24 protein-coding genes and 1 pseudogene are annotated in these 25,130 nt (G+C 45.0%); 13 read left to right on the top strand and 12 right to left on the bottom strand.

Going from position 1 to position 25,130, the window contains the following annotated elements:
• Nucleotides 1–20: 20 nt before the first annotated feature.
• The 3 genes from H6G03_RS09450 to H6G03_RS09440 all read right to left on the bottom strand — a co-directional run bounded on the left by H6G03_RS09450 (nt 21) and on the right by H6G03_RS09440 (nt 2,774).
• Nucleotides 21–485 (bottom strand): hypothetical protein, encoded by a 465-nt coding sequence (locus H6G03_RS09450; protein ID WP_190464070.1) that lies wholly within the window; start codon nt 483–485, stop codon nt 21–23.
• Between the two features lie 359 nt (nt 486–844).
• A complete protein-coding gene (locus tag H6G03_RS09445; protein ID WP_190464084.1) occupies nt 845–1,762 on the bottom strand; it encodes a homogentisate phytyltransferase in 918 nt (305 codons plus the stop codon).
• A 160-nt stretch (nt 1,763–1,922) separates the two neighbouring features.
• Nucleotides 1,923–2,774 (bottom strand): methyltransferase domain-containing protein, encoded by an 852-nt coding sequence (locus H6G03_RS09440; protein ID WP_190464069.1) that lies wholly within the window; start codon nt 2,772–2,774, stop codon nt 1,923–1,925.
• Nucleotides 2,775–2,943: 169 nt separating this feature from the next.
• Here H6G03_RS09440 and H6G03_RS09435 point away from each other — a divergent pair, with 169 nt between their 5' ends.
• On the top strand, nt 2,944–4,278 hold the full coding sequence (locus H6G03_RS09435) for a TrkH family potassium uptake protein (RefSeq protein WP_190464068.1): 1,335 nt from the start codon (nt 2,944–2,946) through the stop codon (nt 4,276–4,278).
• A gap of 50 nt (nt 4,279–4,328) precedes the next feature.
• Entirely contained in the window at nt 4,329–5,024 is a 696-nt protein-coding gene (locus H6G03_RS09430) for a potassium channel family protein (protein WP_190464067.1), read from the top strand.
• A gap of 172 nt (nt 5,025–5,196) precedes the next feature.
• Here the strand turns inward: H6G03_RS09430 and H6G03_RS09425 are convergent, their stop codons facing one another.
• On the bottom strand, nt 5,197–6,132 hold the full coding sequence (locus tag H6G03_RS09425; RefSeq protein ID WP_190464066.1) for a tetratricopeptide repeat protein: 936 nt from the start codon (nt 6,130–6,132) through the stop codon (nt 5,197–5,199).
• Between the two features lie 125 nt (nt 6,133–6,257).
• The gene (gene queA, locus H6G03_RS09420) at nt 6,258–7,391 is read right to left on the bottom strand and encodes a tRNA preQ1(34) S-adenosylmethionine ribosyltransferase-isomerase QueA (protein ID WP_190464065.1); all 1,134 of its coding nucleotides are present in this window, start codon (nt 7,389–7,391) and stop codon (nt 6,258–6,260) included.
• 384 nt (nt 7,392–7,775) lie between these two features.
• Here queA and H6G03_RS09415 point away from each other — a divergent pair, with 384 nt between their 5' ends.
• On the top strand, nt 7,776–8,165 hold the full coding sequence (locus H6G03_RS09415) for a hypothetical protein (protein WP_190464064.1): 390 nt from the start codon (nt 7,776–7,778) through the stop codon (nt 8,163–8,165).
• A 12-nt stretch (nt 8,166–8,177) separates the two neighbouring features.
• Here H6G03_RS09415 and H6G03_RS09410 read toward each other — a convergent pair whose 3' ends face one another.
• Complete coding sequence (locus H6G03_RS09410) at nt 8,178–8,711, bottom strand: YraN family protein (RefSeq protein WP_190464063.1); 534 nt, start codon at nt 8,709–8,711, stop codon at nt 8,178–8,180.
• Nucleotides 8,712–8,725: 14 nt separating this feature from the next.
• On the opposite strand from H6G03_RS09410, the gene H6G03_RS09405 reads away from it, so the two are divergent.
• Nucleotides 8,726–9,235, top strand: a complete 510-nt coding sequence (locus H6G03_RS09405) for a pentapeptide repeat-containing protein (protein ID WP_190464062.1) — start codon at nt 8,726–8,728, stop codon at nt 9,233–9,235.
• Between the two features lie 197 nt (nt 9,236–9,432).
• Here the strand turns inward: H6G03_RS09405 and dnaG are convergent, their stop codons facing one another.
• Nucleotides 9,433–11,358: a DNA primase gene (gene dnaG / locus H6G03_RS09400; protein WP_190464061.1), complete on the bottom strand. Its 1,926-nt coding sequence runs from the start codon at nt 11,356–11,358 to the stop codon at nt 9,433–9,435.
• Between the two features lie 620 nt (nt 11,359–11,978).
• Here dnaG and H6G03_RS09395 point away from each other — a divergent pair.
• Both H6G03_RS09395 and H6G03_RS09390 read left to right on the top strand, forming a co-directional pair.
• A complete protein-coding gene (locus H6G03_RS09395) occupies nt 11,979–12,260 on the top strand; it encodes a hypothetical protein (RefSeq protein WP_190464060.1) in 282 nt (93 codons plus the stop codon).
• 13 nt (nt 12,261–12,273) lie between these two features.
• Nucleotides 12,274–12,447, top strand: a complete 174-nt coding sequence (locus H6G03_RS09390; protein WP_190464059.1) for a hypothetical protein — start codon at nt 12,274–12,276, stop codon at nt 12,445–12,447.
• 79 nt (nt 12,448–12,526) lie between these two features.
• Here H6G03_RS09390 and H6G03_RS09385 read toward each other — a convergent pair whose 3' ends face one another.
• Nucleotides 12,527–12,757 carry a hypothetical protein gene (locus H6G03_RS09385; RefSeq protein ID WP_190464058.1) on the bottom strand — a complete coding sequence of 77 codons (231 nt, stop codon included), beginning with the start codon at nt 12,755–12,757 and terminating at the stop codon, nt 12,527–12,529.
• Between the two features lie 604 nt (nt 12,758–13,361).
• Here H6G03_RS09385 and H6G03_RS39740 point away from each other — a divergent pair.
• Nucleotides 13,362–13,826 (top strand): annotated as a pseudogene (locus H6G03_RS39740) (calcium-binding protein); the annotation flags it as partial.
• A 219-nt stretch (nt 13,827–14,045) separates the two neighbouring features.
• On the top strand, nt 14,046–15,329 hold the full coding sequence (locus tag H6G03_RS39250; protein ID WP_456057565.1) for a PQQ-dependent sugar dehydrogenase: 1,284 nt from the start codon (nt 14,046–14,048) through the stop codon (nt 15,327–15,329).
• A 273-nt stretch (nt 15,330–15,602) separates the two neighbouring features.
• On the opposite strand, the gene H6G03_RS09375 is transcribed toward H6G03_RS39250, so the two are convergent.
• Nucleotides 15,603–15,815, bottom strand: coding sequence for a helix-turn-helix domain-containing protein (locus H6G03_RS09375; RefSeq protein WP_190464083.1), 213 nt, complete (start codon nt 15,813–15,815; stop codon nt 15,603–15,605).
• Between the two features lie 124 nt (nt 15,816–15,939).
• On the opposite strand from H6G03_RS09375, the gene H6G03_RS09370 reads away from it, so the two are divergent.
• Nucleotides 15,940–16,395, top strand: coding sequence for a hypothetical protein (locus tag H6G03_RS09370; RefSeq protein WP_190464056.1), 456 nt, complete (start codon nt 15,940–15,942; stop codon nt 16,393–16,395).
• Nucleotides 16,396–16,397: 2 nt separating this feature from the next.
• Here H6G03_RS09370 and H6G03_RS09365 read toward each other — a convergent pair whose 3' ends face one another.
• On the bottom strand, nt 16,398–18,134 hold the full coding sequence (locus H6G03_RS09365; RefSeq protein WP_199315224.1) for a vanadium-dependent haloperoxidase: 1,737 nt from the start codon (nt 18,132–18,134) through the stop codon (nt 16,398–16,400).
• Nucleotides 18,135–18,298: 164 nt separating this feature from the next.
• Here H6G03_RS09365 and typA point away from each other — a divergent pair, with 164 nt between their 5' ends.
• From typA to H6G03_RS09345, 4 genes are all read left to right on the top strand, one after another.
• On the top strand, nt 18,299–20,089 hold the full coding sequence (gene typA / locus H6G03_RS09360; protein ID WP_190464055.1) for a translational GTPase TypA: 1,791 nt from the start codon (nt 18,299–18,301) through the stop codon (nt 20,087–20,089).
• A gap of 155 nt (nt 20,090–20,244) precedes the next feature.
• The gene (locus H6G03_RS09355) at nt 20,245–20,535 is read left to right on the top strand and encodes a hypothetical protein (protein WP_190464085.1); all 291 of its coding nucleotides are present in this window, start codon (nt 20,245–20,247) and stop codon (nt 20,533–20,535) included.
• A 14-nt stretch (nt 20,536–20,549) separates the two neighbouring features.
• Nucleotides 20,550–21,197, top strand: coding sequence for an SMI1/KNR4 family protein (locus tag H6G03_RS09350; protein WP_190464054.1), 648 nt, complete (start codon nt 20,550–20,552; stop codon nt 21,195–21,197).
• A 480-nt stretch (nt 21,198–21,677) separates the two neighbouring features.
• Nucleotides 21,678–21,983 carry a hypothetical protein gene (locus tag H6G03_RS09345; protein ID WP_190464053.1) on the top strand — a complete coding sequence of 102 codons (306 nt, stop codon included), beginning with the start codon at nt 21,678–21,680 and terminating at the stop codon, nt 21,981–21,983.
• 40 nt (nt 21,984–22,023) lie between these two features.
• Here H6G03_RS09345 and H6G03_RS09340 read toward each other — a convergent pair whose 3' ends face one another.
• Together H6G03_RS09340 and H6G03_RS09335 are read right to left on the bottom strand one after the other, a co-directional pair.
• Nucleotides 22,024–23,946 (bottom strand): Hsp70 family protein, encoded by a 1,923-nt coding sequence (locus H6G03_RS09340; RefSeq protein WP_190464052.1) that lies wholly within the window; start codon nt 23,944–23,946, stop codon nt 22,024–22,026.
• A 178-nt stretch (nt 23,947–24,124) separates the two neighbouring features.
• Nucleotides 24,125–25,033 (bottom strand): hypothetical protein, encoded by a 909-nt coding sequence (locus H6G03_RS09335; protein WP_190464051.1) that lies wholly within the window; start codon nt 25,031–25,033, stop codon nt 24,125–24,127.
• Between the last annotated feature and the right edge of the window lie 97 nt (nt 25,034–25,130).

Below are 25,130 nucleotides of genomic sequence, written 5' to 3'. Positions count from 1 at the left end.
ATTTGTGTCAATATCGGCACTTACTGTGCGGGTACTAAGTCGGTGAGATCGCGCCCTGCGGACTGTCCGTTATATCCCTGGAAGTCGCGATATCGTTGCGCTTCTGACTCCGGAACTCTAATTCCTTCCGGCGGCGGTGTTACCCACTGTGCGCGTCCTTGTGCATCCCGGTAGTAAACTCGTCCGTTCTTGGAAAGGTAGTACTTGCCCTGTGGCCCTTGCTCTTGTTTGTTTCTATGCTGGTTGTAGAGATAGTAAAGTGCCGCAGCTCCTGCCAATATGGCCACTTTCTGACCGTTTGACAACCCTTGACGCGCTTGGGGTGTAACTGGGCGGGAAGTTTGACCTGCTGGATACCTACTGTCGCGGGGTGGTAGCGCTTCATTCGATCCTCCGCAGGCGGTCAAAAGTGGCAGACTTAGGAATGCTGTCAGCAGCAAGGCAATTGTACGCGAAATTTTTGTCTGAGCGAATATTTTATCCATTGTTTCTCCTCTGGTTTTGGGCTATTGGCAGCAGCTTTTGGCGCAGTTTATCAACCTGCACCGCCAGAAAAAACAGTGTTTTTCTTCAATTAATTTCTGAAGTCAAATGAAGCTGGACTGTTTGCGATCGCCACCATTACCGCTTCGCAGCTACAACAGCTATATTTGCTTGTCTGTTATTTCAATAGTGACGAAATCTGCAAATAGTTCCCTCCAGCCTTAGATAGAAGTTAGATAGAAGGTTTGTTCGTCCTCTGGTAAGATACGGCATCTAAGGCTAGATAAATAAGTCACCGGATGCAAGGATTTTAGATTTTGGATGAGAGGATTTTGGATTTGCTTTGCCACAATCCTACATTTTAATTCAAAATACAGGCGGCAGGAAAAATCAGATATTCCAGGAAAAACAATTTCCAGATAAATTGGTAAAACTGAGCGATCGCACTTCGATCGTGCAAGTCTACATTCCGACTGCGCCACCACATCAAACCCAGCATTATTACATGAGAGCCAATTAGAAAAACTTGGTTGACCGATGCCAGATAAAGTATGGCAACAACGCTCATCCCTACATAGCATACGGTTAACACCCAACGGGCTAAATTAAACACAGCCACCGCGCCGAGTTTAATTGTAAAAGTGCTCATGTTGTATTGGCGATCGCCTTCTATATCGGGAACATCTTTGAAAATGGCGATCGCAAATGTAAACACCAAAATGAATAGCGTCAGCGCCCAAACTTCTCCCGTCACAATTATCTCTTTTGCGTTGTGCAATTTCTGATTAAAGTGCAAAAACAGTCCGATATTAACTATTGCTCCGCGCACGCTAAAAATACACAAAGCCGCCCAAAACGGAAATCGTTTCAACCGAATTGGCGGTAAAGAATAAGCTGTACCAATTGCCAAACTAACGCTTACCATCAACAACAAAAATGGCCCCATCACCCAAGCGAATAACAGTGCCAATACGCCTGTAATGCCAACAATTAACTGAGCTTGGCGTGGCGAAAATTCACCCGCAGCTAAGGGCAAATGCGGTTTGTTAATTCGATCGATTTCAATATCTTCTAGCTGATTTAGTCCGACAATGTAGATATTGCCGCACAGACAGGCAATCCAAGTTCCCCATAACTGCCACAGTTGCAGGTGGAAATTTTCATTAGATGCAGATTGGGCAATTAAATACAAGCCTAAAACACTCAGGGTTGTACCGATTATGGTATGGGGACGAGAGAATTTCCAGAAAGAGTAAATCCCAGCAGCATATTGCCGCACTCCCTGCGGATGGGAAGTATCGGTTATACCAGAACGATCGGGGATAATCTGACTCACAAGCTACCTATATGATTGCAGAAAGCACCAACACCGCTACACAAGAAATAATGCCACAACCAAAGCAGAAAGACGATCGCTTTGTCTGTGTCCGTGATTATTGTCACTGCTTATTAGCACAGAGCAAACCAAATCTAATTAAGCCGCGCTCATAGCCTTGCTTCATTAAGCCTAAAGAGAGTGCTGCCTGGATTGTACCCCAGCCGCTGCAAAGCAAACCGAAGATAGCTCTGAGATCGAAAGCAGAATCTATGACTATATCCCAAAATGGCGCGACAGCTTTTGACCAATCTGCGGTTCTGATATTTTGGAAGGAGAGGTTGCGGGCGATCGCTTCGTATTCGGGCAGCGAAATCACATAAGGCAAGCAATAAACTCGATAAATCTCCTCTAAATGCTTTTGCTCATCTGGCGTGAGGGGGGCGTTTGGAGGCGTTGCGGGACGATGACACCAAGTTACCATCAGGAACGTTCCCCCTGGCTTTAACACTCGATCGCACTCCTGCATAAACTTCTCCTTATCAGGCATATGTTCGCCACTTTCCAGCGCCCAAACAAAGTCAAAGGAGGCGTCAGCAAAAGGCATATTGAGGGCGTCTGCAACTTGGAAATCAGTTCTGGCGCTCAGTCCAGCTGCTAAGGCTCGTTCTTTCGCCCTAGCAGCTTGTACAGGGCTGAGTGTAATTCCCCAGGCAGATGCGTTAAACTTTTCTGCAAGGTAAAGAGTGCTGCCACCAATTCCGCAACCTACATCGAGGATACGATCGGCCTGTTGCACTCCTGCCCAGCTGAGCAGTTCTTCGATCAGGTCAATTTGCGCCTGACGGCGGTCTTTTTTGAGGTCGCCATTTGGCCCATAGTAGCCGTGGTGCATATGTTCTCCCCAAATCTGTTCCCACAGACTGGAGGACGAATCGTAGAATTGCTGAATTTGCCGATAAAGAGTTGAAGTCATGGATTGCTGTGTGTTTGTACAGACCGGAATTAGCCTAGCAGACGATCGCTCCGCAGTACACGCTTCTTTTTCCAGTCTATGACTTACAAACCAAAGAGAAATTTTTCCGATCGAGAAAGTACTCCTTTAGGAGTAAGCTTCAAAAAAGATTATTAAATCACTATTGTCTATGACCATATCAAGAACCATTTGCCTGGGATTCTTCACCGTTATTGCCGTAGGAACTCTTCTGCTGATGATGCCTTTCTCCACCAGTAGCGGAAGCTGGAATAATCCGCTGGTGGCCCTCTTTACATCGACCTCTGCCGTTTGCGTTACCGGTTTATCCGTTGTAGACCCAGGTACATATTTTTCTTTTTGGGGTCAATTTTTTATTGTTGCCCTGGTTCAAATTGGCGGACTGGGCTACATGACCACAACCACTTTCCTGATCTTGCTTGTGGGCCGCAGGTTCGATCTCAGGCAGAAAATGGCTATTCAGCAAGCTTTGGATCGTCCCGGTATACAGGATAGCGCTCAAGTAATTCGATCGGTCATTGGCACTACAATGATTTTTGAAATTACGGGAATTTTCCTGCTGATGTTTGTGTTTGTGCCTGACCACGGTTGGAATTATGGGCTGTGGTTGTCAATTTTTCATAGTATTAACTCTTGGAATAATGCGGGGTTTAGTTTATTCAGAGATAACTTGATTGGTTATCAATCATCGGTGTTATTAAATTTGGTTGTACCGGGATTGATTATTTTTGGTGGCATCGGCTACCAGGTGATTTTTGAAATGTACGTGTGGGTGCGCGATCGCATTTTGAGAAAACCATATTGCCAGGTGTTATCGCTGAATTTCAAGGTGGCCACCAGCACAACAATTATACTTTTATTATCCGGAGCTATAGCATTATTTTGTATAGAAAGTAGAAATCCAGAAACATTAGGATATCTTAGTTTAAAAGATAAATTATTGGCAGCTTGGTTTCAATCTGTAACCCCTAGAACTGCTGGCTTTAATACCGTTGACTTTGGCAAAATGACCCAGGCTGGTTTATTTCTGACAATTGCGCTTATGTTTATTGGTGCAAGTCCTGGTGGCACTGGTGGCGGGATTAAAACGACAACATTGCGAGTTTTAACCAGTTGCACAAAAGCAATTTTGCAAGGCAAAGAAGAAGTTCAACTTTATCATCGCCAAGTGGCATTAAGTCTGATTATAAAAGCAGTTGGTGTATTAGTTGGTTCCTTTGCCACCGTAGTGGTATCGACAATTTTAATTTCAATTACCGATCCAGAGTTGCAGTTTAGTCAAATACTGTTTGAAGTTGTCTCGGCGTTTGCAACAGTCGGTCTTTCTACAGGGATTACAGCTAGCATTACACCTGCGGCAAAACTGATTATAATTTCGACAATGTACATTGGAAGAGTAGGAGTTTTATTGATGATGGCCGCTATTCTGGGAGACCCCCGTCCCAGTGCAGTTCGCTATCCAGAAGAAAACTTACTCGTTGGGTAGTTAAGCAATAGCACAATTAACAGAAAGTGTGTGTAATAAAAGGTATTGGTATGAACCTGTCATCTCTAAGTTTTTTTCGCAGTTTACGTAAAGACAATCAACAGTTTGCGGTCATTGGATTGGGTCGTTTCGGTCGATCCGTCTGCTCATCTTTGCACAATATGGGATACCAAGTTCTGGGAACTGACGTTGACGAAAAACGAGTTTCCCAAGCTTTGACCGACCAGCTAGTTTCTCATGCAGTGCAATTGGATTCAACAGAACCGGCGGCTCTAAAAGAAGCGGGTATTTTTGAGTTTGATACAGTGATTATTGCTATTGGTAATTATATCCAAGAAAGTGTCATTACAACTCTGAATTTGAAAGAAGCTGGTGTGGCTCACGTTGTCGCGAAAGCTTCATCGGAAGTTCATGTGAAGCTATTGAAGCGTGTGGGAGCGGATCATGTGGTTTATCCGGAGTTTGAGGCGGGTTGTGCGCTGGCGCGATCGCTCACCAAACCAGCGATTTTAGACCGTTTTGATTTGGATACGGAAAACAGCATTGTGGAACTGATCGTTCCAGATGAATTTCACAACAAAACGATCGCCGAACTAAAACTCCGCACCCGTTATGGTTTGAACTTGCTAGCGGTAAGTCATGAAGGCAAATTTGAAATTAATCCCGATCCTAACAGACGGCTTCTTAAAGGTTCGGCAATGGTTGTGATTGGCTCGAACAAAGATATCAATAAGTTGCCCATTTGAAGGACTAGGGGCTAGGGGCTAGGGGTTAGGGGCTAGGGAAGAGAACAGAGGGAAAAGGGAGAGGAAGAGGAAAATGGGAGACGGGAGAGGGAAGAGGGAAAAGATTTATTCTCCCGCTCCCCCGCTCCCCCACTCCCTCTTCCCCTAGCCCCTAATCCCTAACCCCTAGCCCCTAGCGCCTCGGTTGTTTCCGCAGCACCTCAATTTGTTGTATTAGGAGATCGACTTCATCGGCTTTAGAGGTCTGACCTTGGGATCTGTATAAGTCCCTAGCTCTCTTGAGGGGGCGAACTGCATCCTTGAGCTGCTCTTGATAGTACAAAATAACGCCCAAATTATAGTGTGCGGAAGGATCGTTGGGGTGACGGCGAATCGCTTCTTTATAAGCTGCGATCGCTTCTTCTGGCTGATTTTGTCTACTTAAAATATTGCCTAAACTGTTGTAGCCTGCTGCTAAATTCGGATTGATTTCAACTGCTTTTTGGTATGCAACTGCTGCCGCTTCCAGTTGCCCTTGCTTTTCTAACACAATTCCCAAATTGTAGTAAGCATCGGCATTTTCGGGACTTAGACGAATCGTTTGCCTGTAGGCTACGTTCGCTTCTTCTAGCCGATCGAGTTGATAATAGATCGCGCCCAAGTTGTAGTAAGCATAGGAATTTTCGGGATTGATGGCAAGGGTTCTTTCATATGCGGATATCGCAGCATCAATTTGACCTTGTTGATAATAAATCACTCCCAAGTTATAATGCGCTTCTTCTAAATCTGGATTGAGAGCAAGCGCTTGCTGGTATTGAGCGATCGCCTCCCCAGTGCGGCCTTTTTCATTTAAAATATTGCCCAGGTAAAAGTGAGCCGGAGCAATTTTGGGGTCTCGTTCCAGAGCTTTCTGAAAAGCGTCGGCGGCGATATCCAAGTCTCTCTGGTTGTAGCTATTGACTCCTTGTTGGAAGTAACCAGCCGCCTCCAGATCTTGAGTAACAATACCTCGAACTAGCTGCTTCGTTCCTGGGATATCGCTCGCTGCATGGGTTGGGGACAGCGCAGACGAACAAGCGAGACTGATAGCGGCGGCAATTATATAGATTGAGGGGTGCTTTTTAAACATTTGGTTTTTTTATTTTTTAGTATGCCGACTTTGGCAGGGGGGGAGCGGGGGAGGGGGGGAGCGGGGGAGAAAATGTTCGTACATGAATTTTTGCATAAAGATTCCAAAAGAACCATTTTTTTCGATCAATTTGGTAGCTTTGCTTCCGGCAAAATCAACATGGCATCGCCAAAGGAATAGAAGCGGTACTCGCGGGCGATCGCTTCTCGGTACAATGAGAGCAAGCGATCGCGCCCGATCTTTGCACTGACGAGCATCAGTAAGCTAGAACGGGGTAGGTGAAAGTTAGTAATCAGTCCCTCCACTACGCGCCACTTGTAACCGGGATAGATAAATAATTCCGTTTTGCCGCAAAAAGGTTGTAATTCTCCGCTAACCGCAGCTCCTTCCAACGATCGCACTACTGTTGTTCCCACTGCAATCACTCGACCTCCTCTCGCCTGGGTGGCGCGGATTTTGGCGACCGTTTCCGGCGATACCTCGACCCATTCGGAGTGCATTTTGTGAGCTGTAATGTCCTCTGCTTCAACGGGTCGAAACGTTCCTACGCCGACGTGCAAGGTTACATATACCTGTTCGATTCCTTTTTCTTGCAACTGTTTGAGTAACTCGGTTGTAAAGTGCAGTCCCGCTGTCGGAGCTGCGATCGCTCCCGGTCTTTCGCCATAAACTGTTTGATATTGTTCTGGGTGAGACTGGGTATTTTTAATGTAAGGTGGCAAAGGCACATGACCGAATTGTCCCAAAACTTTAATCAAAGATACTTCTGGCGGTAGTTCAAATTGCAAAATTCGCCCACCCGTACCTTCATCTCTAGCCACGACTGTAGCGGTGAGTTGATTTTGGATTTTGGATTTTGGATTTTGGATTTTGGATTGAAAATCCTCCTCTTCCGGTGGGAGAAGTTGAGCTTCAAATAGTATTTTCGTTCCTGGCGGCAAGCGTTTACCTGGCTTCACCAAAGCTAACCAGCTGTTGTTTTCCAGCTCTTCCAACAGTAAAACTTCTACTGCTGTACCGCTGATTTTGCGACCGTAAAGTCTGGCTGGGATCGTGCGAGTGTTGTTCAGCACCAGCAAATCGCCGGATTTGAGCAAGTTGGGTAAGTCGCGAAATATGTGGTGGCTGTGGTGAGAGGGAGAATCTACTACCAGCAAGCGAGAGCTATCCCTGGGGATCGCCGGATTTTGTGCGATTCTCTCTTCTGGTAGTTGATAATCGTATGCGGCTAATAATAAATCTTCATCTTTATTAGGCACTGGACTGGGTGATGATGTACGTATTGAATTTTAAATCGCTTCTGCTTCCCAAGGCTGACTCTGGCAATTTAATCCGGACAGATGGGAATTGAATCTGGGATCGATCGTGCCAAGGTGAAATTTGTCGCTGCCTCAAGGAATATGCTACATTTTGCCTAATTTGAGCTATGTATGCTCTACCTAGAGAGCCCAACCAAAACCTATTTGTAAAGTTTTTTATCTTTTCAGTAATGTAGAGTTACAATTAATTAATAAATCTCAATATAAAATCAAAAAATTGGGTAAAACTCCCCAGTAAAGCTTGGGGGTTTATCCCCTATTTGTAAAACACAACTCCTCGCAAAAATATAGGTATAACATTCACTACTCTCCCCAAGTAAATTTATGGAATACTTATATTTCCTCGCCAATGCCAGCCTGACTCAAAGAGTAGTTGAGTACCTGCACGCGAATCGCCAATTTCCTCTTTATTCAGTCACAGTTCTCCATCAGATTGATGGCTGGGTAGTGAAGGTTAAAATGAAAACTTCTTTAGACCCACAACTGCACGGAGACTTTCGAGCATTCCTAAACGAATTGGGAATTCCCCACCAACCGGAAGTCCGCGTCAAAATGGCACTTTGGAGTTTGGATGCGGGACAGTCGCCCATTGACGTCATGCGCCGCTACCAAGTGGCAGTAGTTTCTCACGGTAGACCCGATCGCGAAGAAATCGAAGCATTTCGCCGCCAATTTGTCAATGGTTTGGGATACTGCCCGGAAACTCTGGCATAAGAGAAGAGAAATCTAACCTTCAAAATCAAAGGCTGACTGAATATACTGCTGCAAGACAAGTCGATATCCTGTTTTCTGTGTAGCTTTCGCAGTCAGCAAAGATTGCTCCGCATTGTTTCCTTTTTGGTCATCTGCCGATGGGGGATCTGAGTAGTAACTATCTATAGCTTCAAAATTGGAATTACGGTAAGGCTTTCTACCCAGCCGCTCACACCTAACCAAAGCTACATCAAATCGACACGGACGCTCTGCCAGTTCTGGGTGTGCGGCTAAAAATAACAGCACCGCTTGCCAAAGTTTAGCTTGTTTTTGCGGCGAGATCGACAGCAGACCGTCGGCGTCCCAATTTCCGCGACTGCGGGTTTTTACCTCTACAAATACCAAATCTGCGGATTCACTGTTTTGGGCGATGATGTCCAACTCTCCCCAACGACAATACCAGCGACGATGCAATATCGACCAGCCTTGCGATCGCAACCATTGGGCAACCAGGTCTTCACCTAATGCACCGAGATCGGGATAATGAGATACTGAACGGTTTGCCATCAACTGGTACGAACATGAATTCAAGTTTAAAAAATCGGATCGCGAGAATATTACTCAGTTTATGGCTTTGGGTAGCGATCTGCCTAACGGCTTTTGGAGGGATTTCGGCTCCAGCTTGGGCTTTGGACTACACCAAAGAAAACCTAGTTGGTGCAGATTTCTCCGGACGCGACCTCACAGATTCCAAATTCAACCAAGCCAATCTCCGCAACAGTAACCTGAGCCATACTGATTTGCGGGGAGTCAGTCTTTTCGGGGCAGTTCTAAATTTAGCTAATTTAGAGGGAGCCGACCTCAGCTATGCTACGGTAGCCACAGCCCGTTTTATGAAGGCTAATTTAACCAATGCAATTCTGGAAGGTGCTTTTGCCTTCAATGCTAAATTCGATGGTGCGATCGTCGATGGTGCTGATTTTACCGATGTTGTACTGCGTGACGATCAGCTCAAGATCCTTTGTGCGGTTGCTAAAGGTACTAATCCCGTGACCGGACGCGATACTCGCGAGACTTTGTACTGTCCGTAAAAACAAGGGGCTAGGGATTAGGGGCTAGGGGCTAGGGAAGAGGGAGGAGGGAAGAGGGAGAGGGAGGAGGGAAGAGGGAAGAGGGAAGAGGAAGAGGAGGAATTTTTGAATGATTGACTTTCCCTAACCCCTAACCCCTAATCCCTAACCCCTTTTTGACTTTTGACTTTTGACTTTTGACTTCCCCGCTCTCTCCTTTAAATGTCTACTAAGTCGGAGAAGGAGACTTGGCAAAGTCGATCGAGTTCGATGCTGCGCTGTGTGGTGCTGCGGTATTCTTGACTGTATTGCTCGCCGCGTTCTCGTTCGATCGCAATGTTAATCTTTTCCCAGAGTTCTCGAAAATAACGAGATTGTTTTTCACACATCACCTGTTCCATACGAGTGACAGCAGCTCGAATTAATTCCGCAGCGCGGGTGATATCCAACTGACTCAACTCATCTAGTAGAAACAGGTGACCAACTTGGGTCATTTCGTCTGGGAATTCCAGGCGTTTGTCTTGTAACTTGGAGATGAGGTCTAGTTCTAACTGTGGAGATGTTTCCTGGATCTCCAAAATCTGCGCCCATAAAAATCTATGGTGAGAAAGGCTAAATTCCAAATCTCGCTCCTCTAAGATATCTGCGATCGCCTGACGCTGGTAAGGACAATGCAGATAAAGGCGCAAAAGTAAAGCTTCCGCTTGCTCTAATCGTTTTCCTTCTGGTAAAGTGGAAACTGGTTTAGCAGCTTGAGGACGCCGAGGGACGATCCCAATCGGCCCACTGCGGCGGGGATTTCTCAATTCGACGATGATATTTTGGGCAATCATGGATACCAGTCGCGCTTCACCTTGGCTGAGAATTTCTGCACAACGAGTGATGTAATGCGTCCGCATATCCGGATTGACGATATTATTCAGCAATTTGATCATTTGCTGATATGCTTGCTGATATCGATCGGCTTGTTTGAGGTTTTTTCCAGCAACGATTTGCTCGATTTGCCAGTCCAACCACAGTGGCGCATTTGTTACCAGCTGGCGATATTCTTCATGGGAATGGGTTTTGAGATATTCATCGGCGTCTTTGCCATCGGGGATATTGAGTATGCGTAACTGCACTTCTCCCCGGTAAGCTAAATCTGCAATTTCCCCGATTGCTCTTTCGGCGGCGGTAGTACCGGCTTTGTCGGCGTCGAAGTTGAGTACGAGTTGTTTCGAGTCGGTGTAGCGCAACAAATGACGAATTCGATCTATATTGAGGGCAGTGCCGAGTGACGCGACGGCGTTGGTAATGCCTGCGGCGTGGAGAGCGATCGCATCAAAATACCCTTCTACCAGGATAGCTCGGTCTTGCTTGGCAATGGCGTCTTTAGCTTTATCCAAGGCAAACAGAGTTTTACCTTTATTAAATAGTTGCGTTTCCGGCGAGTTGAGATATTTGGGTTGTTCGTTGGTGAGAGTGCGACCGCCAAAAGCGATAACTTTGCCTTGCATATCGCAAATGGGGATAATCAGACGATCGCGAAATACGTCATAATAACCACCACCCTCTTTGCGCGGTTTGATCAACCCGGCTTGTTCCACTAAATGCAAGGCATAGCCTTTTTGTTCTACCAAGTAGCGGTAGAGAGTTTCCCAACCCGCCGGTGCATAGCCGAGTTGAAACTGCTGGATGGTTTCTTCACTCAGCTGGCGTTGGGATTTGAGATATTCTAAAGCTTGTTGTCCTTGGGATTGGCGCAATGCGTGCTGATAGAATGCTGCTGTCACCGCCAATATTTGGTAAAGCTGTTCCCGGAGAGTGATTTGTCGTTGCAGTTCTTGTCGCTGTTCGGGTTCGAGGGTTTGCACCGGCACAGCGTAGCGTCGCGCCAATTCCAGCACTACATCGCTGAAGGATTGTTTTTCCACTTGCATGAGGAAGTTGATGGCGCTACCGCCAGCTTGACAGCCGAAGCAATAATACATCTGTTTTTGCGGACTGACAGTGAAGCTGGGGCTTTTTTCGTCATGGAAGGGACATAAGCCTACGAAGTCTTTGCCCCGCTTGCGTAGGACGACGCGATCGGATATTACATCTACAATATCGACTCGCTGCTTGACTTGTTCGATCGTGTCTGGGTGCAGGCGGGGAACTTGCATTGCTTGGTTGCCTCTGTGCTAACTCCTTCTCTATTAAACATCTCCAAAAATTCTAGTGGGGTAGGCATCCTGCCTGCCTTTGAGATTGTTGTGGAGGAAATGTCTAATAGACCTCTCCAAAAATTCTAGTGGGGTAGGCATCCTGCCTGCCATTTGAGATTGTTGTGGAGGAAATGTCTAATAGACATTCCCGCCGGGTAACCCAAAAAATGTGTTGGGTTTCGCTTCTCTCAACCCAACCTACCAGAAAATGGCTTCATTTTTTGATAGAAATATCTACCGCAAGTACCGCAAATTTACCTAACCCGCTCCCTTGAAAAATTTTTTACTTAAACTTCACCCAATCTTTATATAAGCAGTCAGTAGATTATCCGGAGAGTGGAATTAAATCAGGTTGTTTTGATAATATCCAACAAATATTCTGCGGGTATTCCTCTGTAGACGCGCAAAGATTTCCTGAAACACAGTTATTTTAAACGTATGTTTATTTAGACAGGCGAGAAGATTTCCACTAACCGACCGAGGATAGCGATCGCATAAAACTTCAGCCAGTTCCCAGAGTGTCTACCGTTAAATGACTCTTCTTCTTTACCAAAGTGGATTTAGAAACCTAATTGACAATGACGCTCAATGAACTGGTCAACTACGACCGTAACCCAGGCGATATTTCCACTTCAATAGAATCAAAAATGATAATTTGTGAGGAAAAACATATGGAAATTCTAGCCTATCTTCATATGGTTTTAGCTTATGAAGAAGCTCAACTACATAACGCTAATTGTACTCAATTAGAGCCGGAAAACTGCCAAAATATCGAGCGAGAAAATGCGGCTCAACAGGCAGCCTGTTGTGATGAAACTACAAAGAAAACTCCTTGTCATTTGCAAGCTGCGGAAGCTTAAGAGATTAATGAATATGCCAGTCATGACTAATCAACCGCTGCAAAAGGTAATTGACGAATTAAATACTCTGATCGGGGAAATCGAAACCAATCCTGGCACTTCGTCTTGGACAATTCGGATGGCTTTAAAGGCAATAGCTGATAAAGCCGAAAAAATGAACAAAGAAACAACGCAAAAACAAAGCTGAGTTTGGGTAAATACCCGCTCGAATGCTCAATTCAACTAATCGAGGCTAAGGGTGCTTCCTATAATTGAACTACAACGAACTATCGATGTTCGGCAATAGAAATGCTCTCAGAAATATGCTGGGAGCATTTCTGTCTGCGGGACTCTTGCTTTACCAAACCAGCCATTGCTGCTTGCTGCAATGTGAGAAAGGCATTTAAGTCTTCTAAGCCATATTTTTTGCTTAACAGTTGCCGCAGTTGTTCTTCTGCTTGGACTGTGAGATAACCTGTATTTAAAGCTTGTTGGACAATCTCTCGAATTAAAACCATACGTCGCACCTGTAGCTTTTTCGGGAAGTTAATTACTAGCTAGTAAATTCACTATTTACGTGTAATTACCTTGAAAATAAACCACATTTTTTATTTTGAATACAGCCAAAAGCGTGGGTTTTTGGCATAATAAACTTGAGCCTTTTAGATCGGTTCTGCCAACGCAAAAGCTGCAAGTCCACAGGCTCAATTTAAAGTTTCTATAATAATTTACCCATTTTTTTAATAAAAGCGATCGCTATGCTCAAAAAAGATTCTTTAAATATGGGCATATTTACCGAAGCACGCAGTAATAGGCTTTTAAATCTCATAAAATAAAGCTGGATTAGCCAAAAATCTGCGAAAAACCTATATATTTATAGTTGACATTTTTAAATATAAGTGGTAAAATAAATCGTCGATCGGGAATCGAGACTGAGGATTAGAATGCGATCGAGCCATATACTCAGCACGCAATTAATTTAATTTTGGCAAGTTTGAATTTTTCACTTTAACTTCTATCTGGAGATAGATTTTAGAATATTTATAAGCACAGATGAAAGCAGATGAATTTATTGCTTAGATGCGTAAGATTATAAGTATTTGTTGCAGGTAGGAAACAGCGATGTCAGGCCCAAATTTTGATGGCTTTTATGACTTAACTGCCAATTCCGATAATTTTCAGGTAACGGCGGGATTGCTGGGTGGATTGCCGTTCGGACTGCGCGGATTAGAAGGAAATGATTATATTGGCGGTTCCTCTGCGCCGGAAATGATTAATGGCAATCAAGGTAACGATACCGTATCTGGTGGCGAAGGTACGGATGCAGTGTATGGTGGCAAAGGTAACGACTACCTGTACGGAAATCAGGGTAAAGATATCTTATTTGGCGATAACGATGCGGATATTCTTTTCGGCGGTAGCGAGGACGATTATCTTTACGGCAATCAAGGAAACGACCAAATTTCCGGCGACAAAGGCAACGATATTTTATTTGGCGGTAAAGGCGATGACCTTCTCAGCGGTCTGGAAGGAAATGATATTTTAGTGGGAGATTTTGGCAAAGATACTTTAATTGGTGGAGAAGGTCAAGACACAGTTGTACTGCGAACGGATACCGCCGTAAACGATGCAGCTTTAGCAGATATTATCCGCGAATTTAATAACGGTTTCGATCGCATTGGTTTGACTGGCGGTTTAACGGCGGCAGACATTTCTCTGGAAATTGGTTCTCTGGCTGCTGGTAGTTCTGATACTATAATTAGAGTGAAATCTGACGGTGCAATTTTGGGTTGGGTTGAGGGAGTATTGCCAAACCAAATAGGAAGCGATCGCATTGTTTCAGTAGATAGCTTATTAGCAGCAGAAACCAACAATATTAATAACCTTTTATCTGGGATTCCTTTTCACAACAGCATCATCACCGCCGCACCGATTTCATCAACACCGATAAATGTTACACTCGACTCATTACCGCCGCCTTTCCAAACCGAAAGCGCCACCAAATTTTCGCAAACAGTGCCAATTCCAGACAATCCCTCACTGCAAGTACCGACAGGTTTTGAAGTAAACGTATTTGCCGCCGGTTTGGTAAGTCCGCGTTGGTTAGCTGTCACTCCCACCGGCGATGTTTTAGTAGCGGAAACATCCCAAAATCGGATTAGTTTGTTACGAGATAGCAACGCAGATGGTGTCGCCGATGTTCGCACCACTTTTGCCAGTCAGTCAAACGGATTAAATCAACCATTTGGGATGGTTTTTGCCGACAATTACTTCTATCTTGGCAATACTAATGCCGTCGTGCGTTTTCCCTACAGTAACGGTCAGTTGCAATTAATCGGAACAGGCGAGAAAATTGCCGACTTACCAACTGGCGGACACTCCACGCGCAATCTCGCACTTTCTCCGGATGGACAGAAATTGTATGTAGCGATCGGATCTGCTTCTAATGTTAATGTAGAACCTCTGCCACGCGCTTCGGTACAGGTGATGAATCTTGATGGTTCTAACCGACAAACTTTTGCTTTTGGTTTGCGAAATCCAGTCGGACTAGAATTTAACCCGACAAACAGCGAACTTTACACTGTGGTGAACGAACGCGATGGTTTAGGCGACGACTTAGTTCCAGATTACCTCACCAGTTTGAATGCAGGTGAATTCTACGGTTGGCCTTATACTTATCTATCACCAAATCTACTCGATCCGCGCCGCACAGTTAACGGACAAAGCGAAAATCCCGAATTAGCAGCAAGTACTACTACACCCGATGTCTTGTTCCAAGCACATTCCGCACCTTTGGGATTGGAATTTTACAACGGTCAAACTTTCCCCCAAGAATATCGTAACGGTGCATTTGTCGCCTTTCACGGTTCTTGGAATCGCGATCGCGGTACCGGTTACAAAGTTGTGTTTGCGCCTTTCGACACCAATGGTAATCCTTTAGGTTACTATCAAGATTTTCTGGACGGTTTTCTGTTAAATCCTTCTGTACCGACGACTTGGGGAAGACCTACGGGTTTGCAAACTTTACCCGATGGTAGTATGCTCGTTACTGATGATGCCAATAACCGCATTTATCGAATTCAATATTAGGGACTAGAAAAAGTCAAAAGTCAAAAGTCAAAAGTCAAAATTAGGAATTTCTTCCCTTTTCCCTTTCCCTTTGAGAGGGTGCCAAATCCGGTTGCATCGATTGCACAAAAATCGCTTTCTTATCTGCGTTTATCTGCGTTTATCTACCTTCATCTGCGGTAAAAATTTAACCCCGATTCCCACAGATAATATGAGAGCATCAGTCATATACTACCGATGTCACCGGACATGATATAAATAGCGATCGCACAACAACCTTCAAACAAACTCTGACTATTCCTTCACTATCTCAACTAAATCTTCAACCAAAATATTAAATGCCCGCGCTAACTTAAATAAGGCAGTTACATCAGCCATTGCCATTCCATCAGACAAGGCATAAGTTTTAATCGTGCTGTAGGGGACTCCGGAGCGATCGGATACTTCCTTAAGCGACCAACCCTCTTTCGCAGCAAACTCTCTAATCCGCAGTTTGACCAGTCCCATACTTGACAGCAGCTGAATATTCAACTATAATTTTATGATAATTAAAAGCAATCGCCCTCCCAGGTAGCAATCTGAAGGGCGAGCGCTAATTAAAAACAAAACCCCAAAAGGGGAAGTCATTTATATGGTAGCAACAATTCAGCAAGAATCAACAGTAGTTCATCCACAAACTCGCTTTGTTACCGCAGAAGCAATAGCCCAACTTCTGGGAGTGCATCCGGAACAGCTTACACAAATACGCTGTTGGGCGCACGTTATCTTGGTAGTGGGAGATGGTATCAGCAGATTTGTCAGCTACGCCGACTTGCCGCCGATCGTAGCAGTCGAACCACCGACCACCAAGGACTTTCTCGCTTGGCGCAAGCGTTGGCGCAAAACCAGAACATATACAGCGCCTCAATTTTGGGTGGAATTCTACGCCCAAAAGTTTCAGCAAGCTGGTTCTTTGACACAACTGCACAAATGGGGAGAATTGGTCAGCCAAATCAACTTTGGTTTTAATTTACCATCTGTGCAGTCATTGCAAAGCATTTATCAAGAGCTAACACAGCAATATAGGTGGCAAACGTCCTTAACTTAGCTCTACATAATTGTCATATCGTTATTCAACAAGAAGTTCTCGACAATATAATTGGCGACAGACCTCCCCAACAGCAGCCCATCTGTATTATCAGATGAGAAATGAACTCCCGCATAAAGACGGCTGATCGAGGTTTCCTCTGCTGCTTGCGAAAAACTATCATACGATCGAGAAATGTTGGGATTATCTAGCGCATTGGCAGTAAAACTGACATCGTTACCGAAGATAGAACTCAAAACTATCTCTGCCGCGCCACTTTGGGCGCTGTGTCCCGATACGTAACCGGGAAACGCCGGAGTCCCCAGCAGAGGTTCCCAGTTCGGATCGGTTTCTGTCAGGGGATTATTATCGGTGTCAGCTTGTCGAATCGCAGTAATCGGTCGCCAGGAATTATAGGCATACTTGGTATCCCAACTCGCAATGGAAGTGTCAGCCAATGCAATATTCAACAAAGCGAACATACGCGCATCTTCCAGGAGACTATTGCCATGCCTTAAAGACATTTCTTGTGCGATTTGATTCCAGAAAGTAGGTGGGGTAAAAGCATTGGGACTGCCCGCCCAGAATCTGGCAATTTCTGTTTGTTCGGCAGTGCGAGTAGCGCTATTTTTGCTGCCCAATTCTTTAACTAAATTGAACTCGGCTGCGTATTCGGCGCTATTCAACAGCTTTGGCCCGGTCAAGCGAAACTGAGATGTGCTTCTAATCCCAAAAGGCGTAACATCCGCCCACTGAGGTGTCGTTGCCGGTGCAAAGTTGGGGGGAGTCGGTACCCAGCTGCCGGGATTGGATTGTGGCGTGTAAGGAACTTGGATGTTTGAACCATCCGTACTCCGCCACTCGATAATGCGATCGGCTACAAATAGGCCCAAGGCAACGCCATCACTTTCCGATTTACCGTCGGGAACTTGCGCCAGAGATGACGCCAATGCCGCATCCAAGCTAGCTTTTTGTTGGGGGTAGGCATTGACTAAAACGCGATGTGCCGCCGCAGCGGCAGCAGCTTCAGGGGAAGCAAAAGCAGGTGCTTCTGTGTCCACTCGGTAGGGAGAGAAAGTATTTGCAATGGCATTAACAGCATCGTAAATTGCTGTATGTACCATTGCCATATTCCGAGTTGCCATCCCGCCTGACGTTCTCTCTACCCGCATCGCATTCAGCAGGGTCTGATTCCAATCAATAACCACATTCGTAGCATCGGCAGAAACAAAGTTTTTGAATGCCGGATCGAACTGGAAAGTAGGTGAAAATTGCCGTCTTTCTGTCAAGCCCAAAACGTTTAAGTGGGATAGGGCAATAGAGCGATCGCCACGGTAAGTTTGATTGACATCTGCGTTATTCTGTAGATAGAAGTCCAGATCGACAACCTCAGAAAAGCGGCGTCCCTCCACCAGTCCGCGAGTTTGCAGATGCTCGAATAATTGCTCGTTGTTGAAAGAAGCTAAATCGCGGTTGTTCTCGCGATAGAAGTTTAAGTTTACCAACCGAGAAAATACCCGTCCCTCAGCAATTCCGTGTGTTTGCAGATGCTCGAATAATTGCTCGTTGCTAAAAGAAGCTAGATCGCTGTTGTTCTCGCGATAGAAGTTTAGGTCTACCAACGGTAAAAATTGGCGTCCCTCCTTCAGACCAAACTTCTGTAAGTGTTCAAACAGTTGATTCTCGGTAGTCAAACCTGCCGCTGGCAAGTCAGAATGTACAGCTTGGTAAAAAGCGGCATCAAATATCTTAGGAGTCATAGTTTCATAATTTACGGATAGATACTCAAATATCTATCGGATGGCTTTTGACAATAAGTATATTTTCTCATATACAGCCGCACGATCGCTTGCGTCTGTAAATAAGCTAAGATTGTTAAAGATTTATTACTGTTTTCGCTAACTCCCTGTTCTCAAAGGCTGCTATGACGCTCCCTATTCGCAACGTTGCCATTATTGCCCACGTAGACCACGGCAAAACCACTTTAGTTGACGCTCTGCTCAAACAATCCGGCATCTTCCGCGAAGGGGAAGAAGTACCTGATTGCGTCATGGACTCCAACGCGATCGAGCGGGAGCGCGGCATTACTATTCTGGCAAAGAACACAGCCGTTAAATATAAAGACACGCTGATCAATATAGTTGATACCCCCGGACACGCTGACTTTGGCGGTGAAGTCGAACGGGTGTTGGGTATGGTGGATGGCTGTCTGCTGATTGTAGATGCCAACGAAGGCCCAATGCCCCAAACCCGCTTCGTACTGAAAAAAGCCCTGGAAAAGGGATTGCGCCCTATTGTAGTGGTGAATAAGATCGATCGACCCCAAGCAGAACCGCATAAAGCGATCGACAAAGTATTAGACCTGTTCCTAGAATTAGGTGCAGATGACGACCAATGCGATTTTCCCTATCTATTTGCCTCCGGTTTGGGTGGATACGCTAAAGAAGACCTGAAAGACGAAGGCAAAGATATGCAGCCTTTGTTTGACGCTATTTTGCACCACGTACCGCCACCGGTCGGCGACCCCAACAAGTCGCTGCAACTGCAAGTCACGACTCTAGACTATTCCGATTATCTGGGTCGGATAGTCATCGGTCGCATCCACAACGGTACGATCAAAGCCGGTCAGCAAGCGGCATTAGTAACGGAAACCGGTGCAATTGTAAAAGCCAAAATCACCAAGTTAATGGGATTTGAAGGCTTGAAGCGGATTGAAATGGCAGAAGCTTCCGCCGGAAACATCGTCGCCGTAGCCGGTTTCGCCGATGCGAATATTGGGGAAACGATTACCTGTCCCGACGAACCGCAAGCACTACCGCTGATTAAAGTAGACGAACCTACCTTGCAGATGACGTTCTCGGTGAACGATTCGCCGTTCTGCGGACAGGAAGGACAATTTGTCACCTCTCGGCAATTGCGCGATCGACTCATGCGAGAATTGGAAACCAACGTCGCCCTCCGCGTCGAAGAAACCGACTCCCCCGACAAATTCCTCGTTTCCGGTCGCGGTGAATTGCACCTGGGTATCCTCATCGAAACCATGCGCCGCGAAGGTTACGAATTCCAAGTATCCCAACCCCAAGTTATCTACCGCGAAGTCAACGGTCAACCCTGCGAACCCTTCGAGTATCTCGTATTAGATGTTCCTGAAGAAAGCGTCGGTAGCTGTATCGAACGCTTAGGTCAGCGCCGTGGCGAAATGCAAGATATGCAGGTTGGCGGTAACGGACGCACCCAGCTAGAGTTTGTCATCCCCGCACGCGGTTTGATCGGTTTCCGAGGCGAAATCATGCGTATGACTCGCGGTGAAGGTATCATGAATCACAGCTTCCTCGACTACCGACCCCTCAGCGGTGATGTGGAACTGCGTCGCAACGGTGTCCTGATTGCTTTTGAGGAAGGCGTTTCCACTTTCTACGCGATGAAGAACGCCGAAGATCGGGGTGTCTTCTTCATCACCCCCGGTACGAAAGTTTACAAGGGTATGATTGTCGGGGAAAACAACCGACCTCAAGACTTGGAACTCAACATCTGCAAAACCAAGCAGCTGACTAACCACCGCGCCTCCAGCGGTGAAGAGTTGGTGCAGTTGCAAGCACCCGTAGACATGAGCTTGGAGCGTGCTTTGGAATACATCGGCTCGGATGAATTGGTAGAGGTAACGCCGAAGTCAATTCGTCTGCGGAAGATGGCGAAGAAGTTGGTGAAACGCTAAAAAGCTAAAAAGTAGGGTGGGCAATGCCCACCTTATTTTTTTGATAATATCGATAACTGGGGAAAGGAAGATATTAAGGCGTGTTTGAGGTACGCCAGCTAAATTCATGATTAATTGAACCGCAAATAATTATTACGATATATGGAGTGTCTGTAATGATAGAAAAACAGTTGTTTTCTATAACGAATGAACAAGCAAAGCAACTTACTACCGAGATTCGCGAAGTAAAACAATTGTTGGGGGAGATTTCGGAAAAATTGAGTCGGATCGAAACAGGAGTACAGCGTGTATTCACCTCAGATTTTCCAAACAATTCTAAATTTGAAACATTGTCAAATTTATCGATAACAGAAGAGGATATTATTGCTATGGCAAACGATCCTGAAATTCAAGCCGAACTAGCTGCAATTAATAGAGAGTTTGCCGTTGCTGAAATGCCGATTTAAATAGGAAGCTTATTATGAATAAGTTCGATCGATTGAAGAATAAGTTAACTCAGTTAGCAACAAAGGATAAAAATTTTAAAAATTATGGCTCCGAGTTACACAAATATCAACTCAATCCTTGCTTGACGGAAGCAGAAATACAACCTTTTGAGGTAAAAAATAAGATTACACTTCCAGATGACTATCGAAATTTTCTATTAGAAGTTGGCAATGGGGGTGCCGGTCCCGGTTGTTATGGTTTGCTGAAGTTAGAAGTAGATAAGGAAATATCAACAGTAGAAAATGATTACTACCTCTCCCAACCATTTCTTCTCAAGAAGGCGTGGAATTGCCCACATTTACTCAACCCTGGTGAAGAGTTTGTGGATATCGATGAAGATAAGCTCACCCAGGGAACAATGTATGTAGCAAATTATGGTTGCGACATACATAGCCGCTTAGTAATTACAGGAGACCAGCGAGGAACAATCTGGATAAATGACTGTGGTAGTGATGATGGTATTTATCCTTGTTCTTTGCAAATAGCGTCCTTTTATCATTACGAAGGTTATGTTATCGAGGAAGAACAGTTGGAGTCAGTTTTAAGCGAGCCAGCTTTAAGTTTTTATGATTGGTATGATAACTGGTTGAATATGAGCCTGGAAACTGAATTTATTCAGTGAATTTACGATCTTTCGGATTGATATTAAAAATGTTAGATACTGTTACATTTGAGTGCGATCGCTATGTTACTGCACGATAACTTAATTGTTTGTTGAAAGTAGATAAGTATAAAATTGGGATTTTCGTAGGTTTTCGTAGGTTGGGTTGACGCCAGGAAACCCAACAAAGTGTTGGGTTTCGCTATCGCTCAACCCAACCTACAATTCCTTAAATTTGCTGAATATATTTAGTAAAAAATCTTTGCGGTTCTCCCGTATTTATGCGGATAATAAGATCTTATTTAAATTTATGAGATGGCGATCGCATTCTGCAAGAGTCGTGCTATTTCATATATCTTGTGAAACGAGACAACTACCTCAATACAGACTTTTAAGTAAATTTAATAGATTTTATTTATCAAAAGCAGAAGAAAAAATATTTGCATATATGGGTCAAAAGAGACTAGGTTGTAATGAAAGGTAAAATATCGTGAGGAAATTATGAGTTCGAGTTTTATTGTCGGCCAAATTGACTGGAGTCCCATTGTTGGGCGAATGCGAGTTAAGGAAGGGGAGAGATTGCCTAGCTATCCGGGGGATTTGAAAACAGCGTTACTCGATCGCGCCGGACTCAAGGATAGGGCTAAGGCAGAGGAAGCTTACAATCTTGCTAGGGAAATCGCCCGTCTGACAACCTATTGCGATCCAGAAATTACCTATTGGTTTTCTCGTCTCGTATCGCTGATGGATTCCCAGGTGTCAGACAGGGAGTACAAGGGCGAAGAAAAGGTTGTTTTGAGCAAGTAGGTGAGTTAACGCTCGTGCGATTTAAGGGAGCTAATCGCGTCTACTGAATCAAAATGATGGCCTCTTCCGCTTTGGCGTTCAAAGCTTTTTGGAGGCTTTGCCCGACTTTGACGATTAATTCGTCAAAAGCAGCTTGATTTGCTGTCAGTTGTTCTTTCAGAGTCATCTCCAAGTCCGGATTAATTTTTTCGCAGATATTCTCGATTTTGCTATCGTTCAAAAAACTAGAACGCAGCCAACTGGGAATATCCATATTTGTCTTGATTGCGTCCTTTACTCCCTTCCTGTTTAGTTCCATTCCGGCGGCGATAGCTGAGGCACCATAGACGAGTGCGATCGGCCACGTAAAATGTCCGGTTATGATGAGAAGAAAGATGCTGGCGAGAGTACCGCCACCAATCACAACATTGACGATAAACGCTACAGTTTCTGCTAGAATCGCATCCCCAATCGACAGATCCGGGTTCACCACATCGGGGTCGATACCTTCCTCAAACCTTAAGCTGCTTCTCGGTATTTGGAACTTGCGACAAATGGGGTCGGTTTCCAAAGCCAAGTCGGGTTGGATTTTGCTGTTAAACCAACTCACACATTGATTGTCGATCAGAAGTTTGGCCCGATCGCTTTTCAGCCACTGTTCGGCTCGCTTTTTCAGAGCAATTTCCAGGTCTGCCAAAGTCCGTACTTTGTTGCTTTGCCAATCTTTCAAACCCGGTTTAATGGCATTTTCTATTAAACCAAATGACAGCGGTTGCGTCAACAACTCGACTAACTCTGGGATATGTTTTTTGATGATATCTTTGATCTTGTCCGAATCGAGTAGTTTGTTCAACTCTTGCTTGAAAGCAGCAGCACGCAAATCCCATCGTCCCACTCGCGCTAAACCCAAAGCAATACAGCGTTCCGGTTCCGGATCTGGACGAACTTGCGTGTCGGGTTCGGGAAAGATTTCTTCGCAAATTTGACGGGTGAATTTCATCCGAGATGCACCGCCAGTCATCAGCACAATCCTCGGTACGATCGCTTTTTGAGCAAGCTTTTCCTTCGCTTCAATCACCGATTCGCGAAAACATTGCATCCAACTCTTGTTTCCCAGTTCCGACAAAGGTTGATTCAATATCTCCTCCATAATTAACTTGTTAACTTGGGGGATAAAGTAAATTTGTTCGTTGATGGATTCAAAACCGCGAGCAAATGATTGCGGGTTGCTGAATAGCTGCTCGTTAGAAAAATAATCTTCCTTTGCTTTGCGACAAGCAAGTTCGCAACGAGCTTGGTGATGGGGATATTCTGCAAACACTCTTTCGAGTAAATCTTTTTGTTCGTGTTTGGCGAGAGTGCGAGCAAAAATTGCCTTGTCTATTAGCGATGCTCCCAAACTGTTACTGCCGAAATCGATTGGGATTTCGTGTAAGCTCTTAACTAGGGTAAAGTCAGTAGTGGAAGAACCGATATCGACAATTAGCACTGAAGATTTCAACTTGTCGTACTCAAGCTTGCCGGCTTCTTTGGCTTGCATAAAAGCAGCACGCGATTCCGGAACAACGTTCAGTAAAGGAATTCCAGCTTCTTTAAGTAGCTTTTGATATTCTTCGCGATCGCTCAACGACCATCCCGAAGGACAGCCAACATAAAAGTAGTCGCTATCTCCACCTTTGATTTGCTTGTTATCTTTTAAAAGACGGAAGTAGGTTTCCAAAAAAGTGCGAATTGTTTCTCGATAAGTGGGATCGTTGTTTGGTTTTTGTTTGAAAGTGATTTTGAGTTGGGTAACGCCTGCTTGGATTAAGGCTTGTTCGCCTACAAGATATCCCAAATCGGGATGCCAACCAAGCGCGGTAACTTGGATTTTTTTGTTATTAACCTCAAGCATTTCTGGAGGTTCAATGCTCTCGACTATTGCTTTGGCTACGGCTGTTTCGCCATGTCCCAAATCGAAACCGATCGTTTCTAAAATTTCCATACTCTTATTTAGGCGATTTTTTTAGACTGTATAGGAATGCTCGCTTCGTACAGGGATATTTTTTTACCACAGATGAAGGAAGATGAACACAGATGAACACAGATGTAAATGGAGTTTTTTTGTTGGGTAAGCAGAGTTTTGAAGAGGGATTCAGTCTGCGATCGCAGTTGAGGTGGTGTTAATCTCTGGTTTGGAAGAATGCTGGTTCGATTACTCTACCTCTTCTGAGCAAGCGATCGCCTTTAAATAATGCGGGGGTGATGGTAATGTAATCTTTGGTAGTGCGATCGATACTTGGCTCGAAGTCAAAATACTCTCGTCCGTTTTGTGCATCTTCCGGTCGGTAGATTTGCACGCGAATTCCCTGTTCCATCAAACTTTGTGGCAGCAGCCTTGCTAATTCTAAAGCCATTTGCGGTCTTTCCAAATATGACGCGCCCATCAATCTTTGAATCAGATTTAATAGTTCTGGCAGATCTTCTATGCCAAGGTCATCGAGAGGTTTTTTGGCGTCTTGAGAGCGACCTACTGCTAAATCAATTGTATTCAAAGCATCGGCAATGTTGTCTAGAAGCACTTGACTATCAACTCGCACAATTGGTTGGGGTGCTTCCGGAAGTTGGGGAAGTTCCGCACTATCTTTATTTTTATCTTTATCGAGTTGGAGTACAACTTCCACTCCCAGCAGGACTCCCACCAACAAAATCGCCATCCACGCGCCTGGGGATGTTCTCGTCAGGGAAACCAGCGAACCTAAAATGGCGATGGAAATGAATCCCTGTACCACTTTGAGGATTAATCTGTTGGGAGAAACTCGTCCGGCTTGGTTTACAATGCGATCGGGCTCTGGGAGAGCGAGTTGAGTTTCGTTAGCGGCGGTGAGAGTGGCGACAGATTGTCGCAGCGTGTCCAGGAAAAACGAAGCCAGACGTACCTGATTTACATTCAGCTCGCCAATGTAATTCTTTTGAAGAGTATCGAGTCGGCTATGAACCAGCTTCACAACTTGCTCGACGCTGGTTGCGCGATCGATTTCTTTCTGTAGTTCGCTGCGTTCTTTGCCAAAAAGTGTTAATAGCGTGTTCATCTCTCGCACCAAGACTTCAGGTTTGCCCAAAAGTAGAACGATCGGGCGTCTTTTTCAAGTTTGACGCAAAGGGGATACAAGTTTCACCAATCGAGTC

Origin of the sequence: Aerosakkonema funiforme FACHB-1375, from assembly GCF_014696265.1 — a bacterium.
Taxonomy (GTDB): domain Bacteria; phylum Cyanobacteriota; class Cyanobacteriia; order Cyanobacteriales; family Aerosakkonemataceae; genus Aerosakkonema; species Aerosakkonema funiforme_A.
The sequence above is the reverse complement of the archived record's forward strand: the minus strand, read 5'-3'. Positions and strand labels throughout refer to the sequence as shown.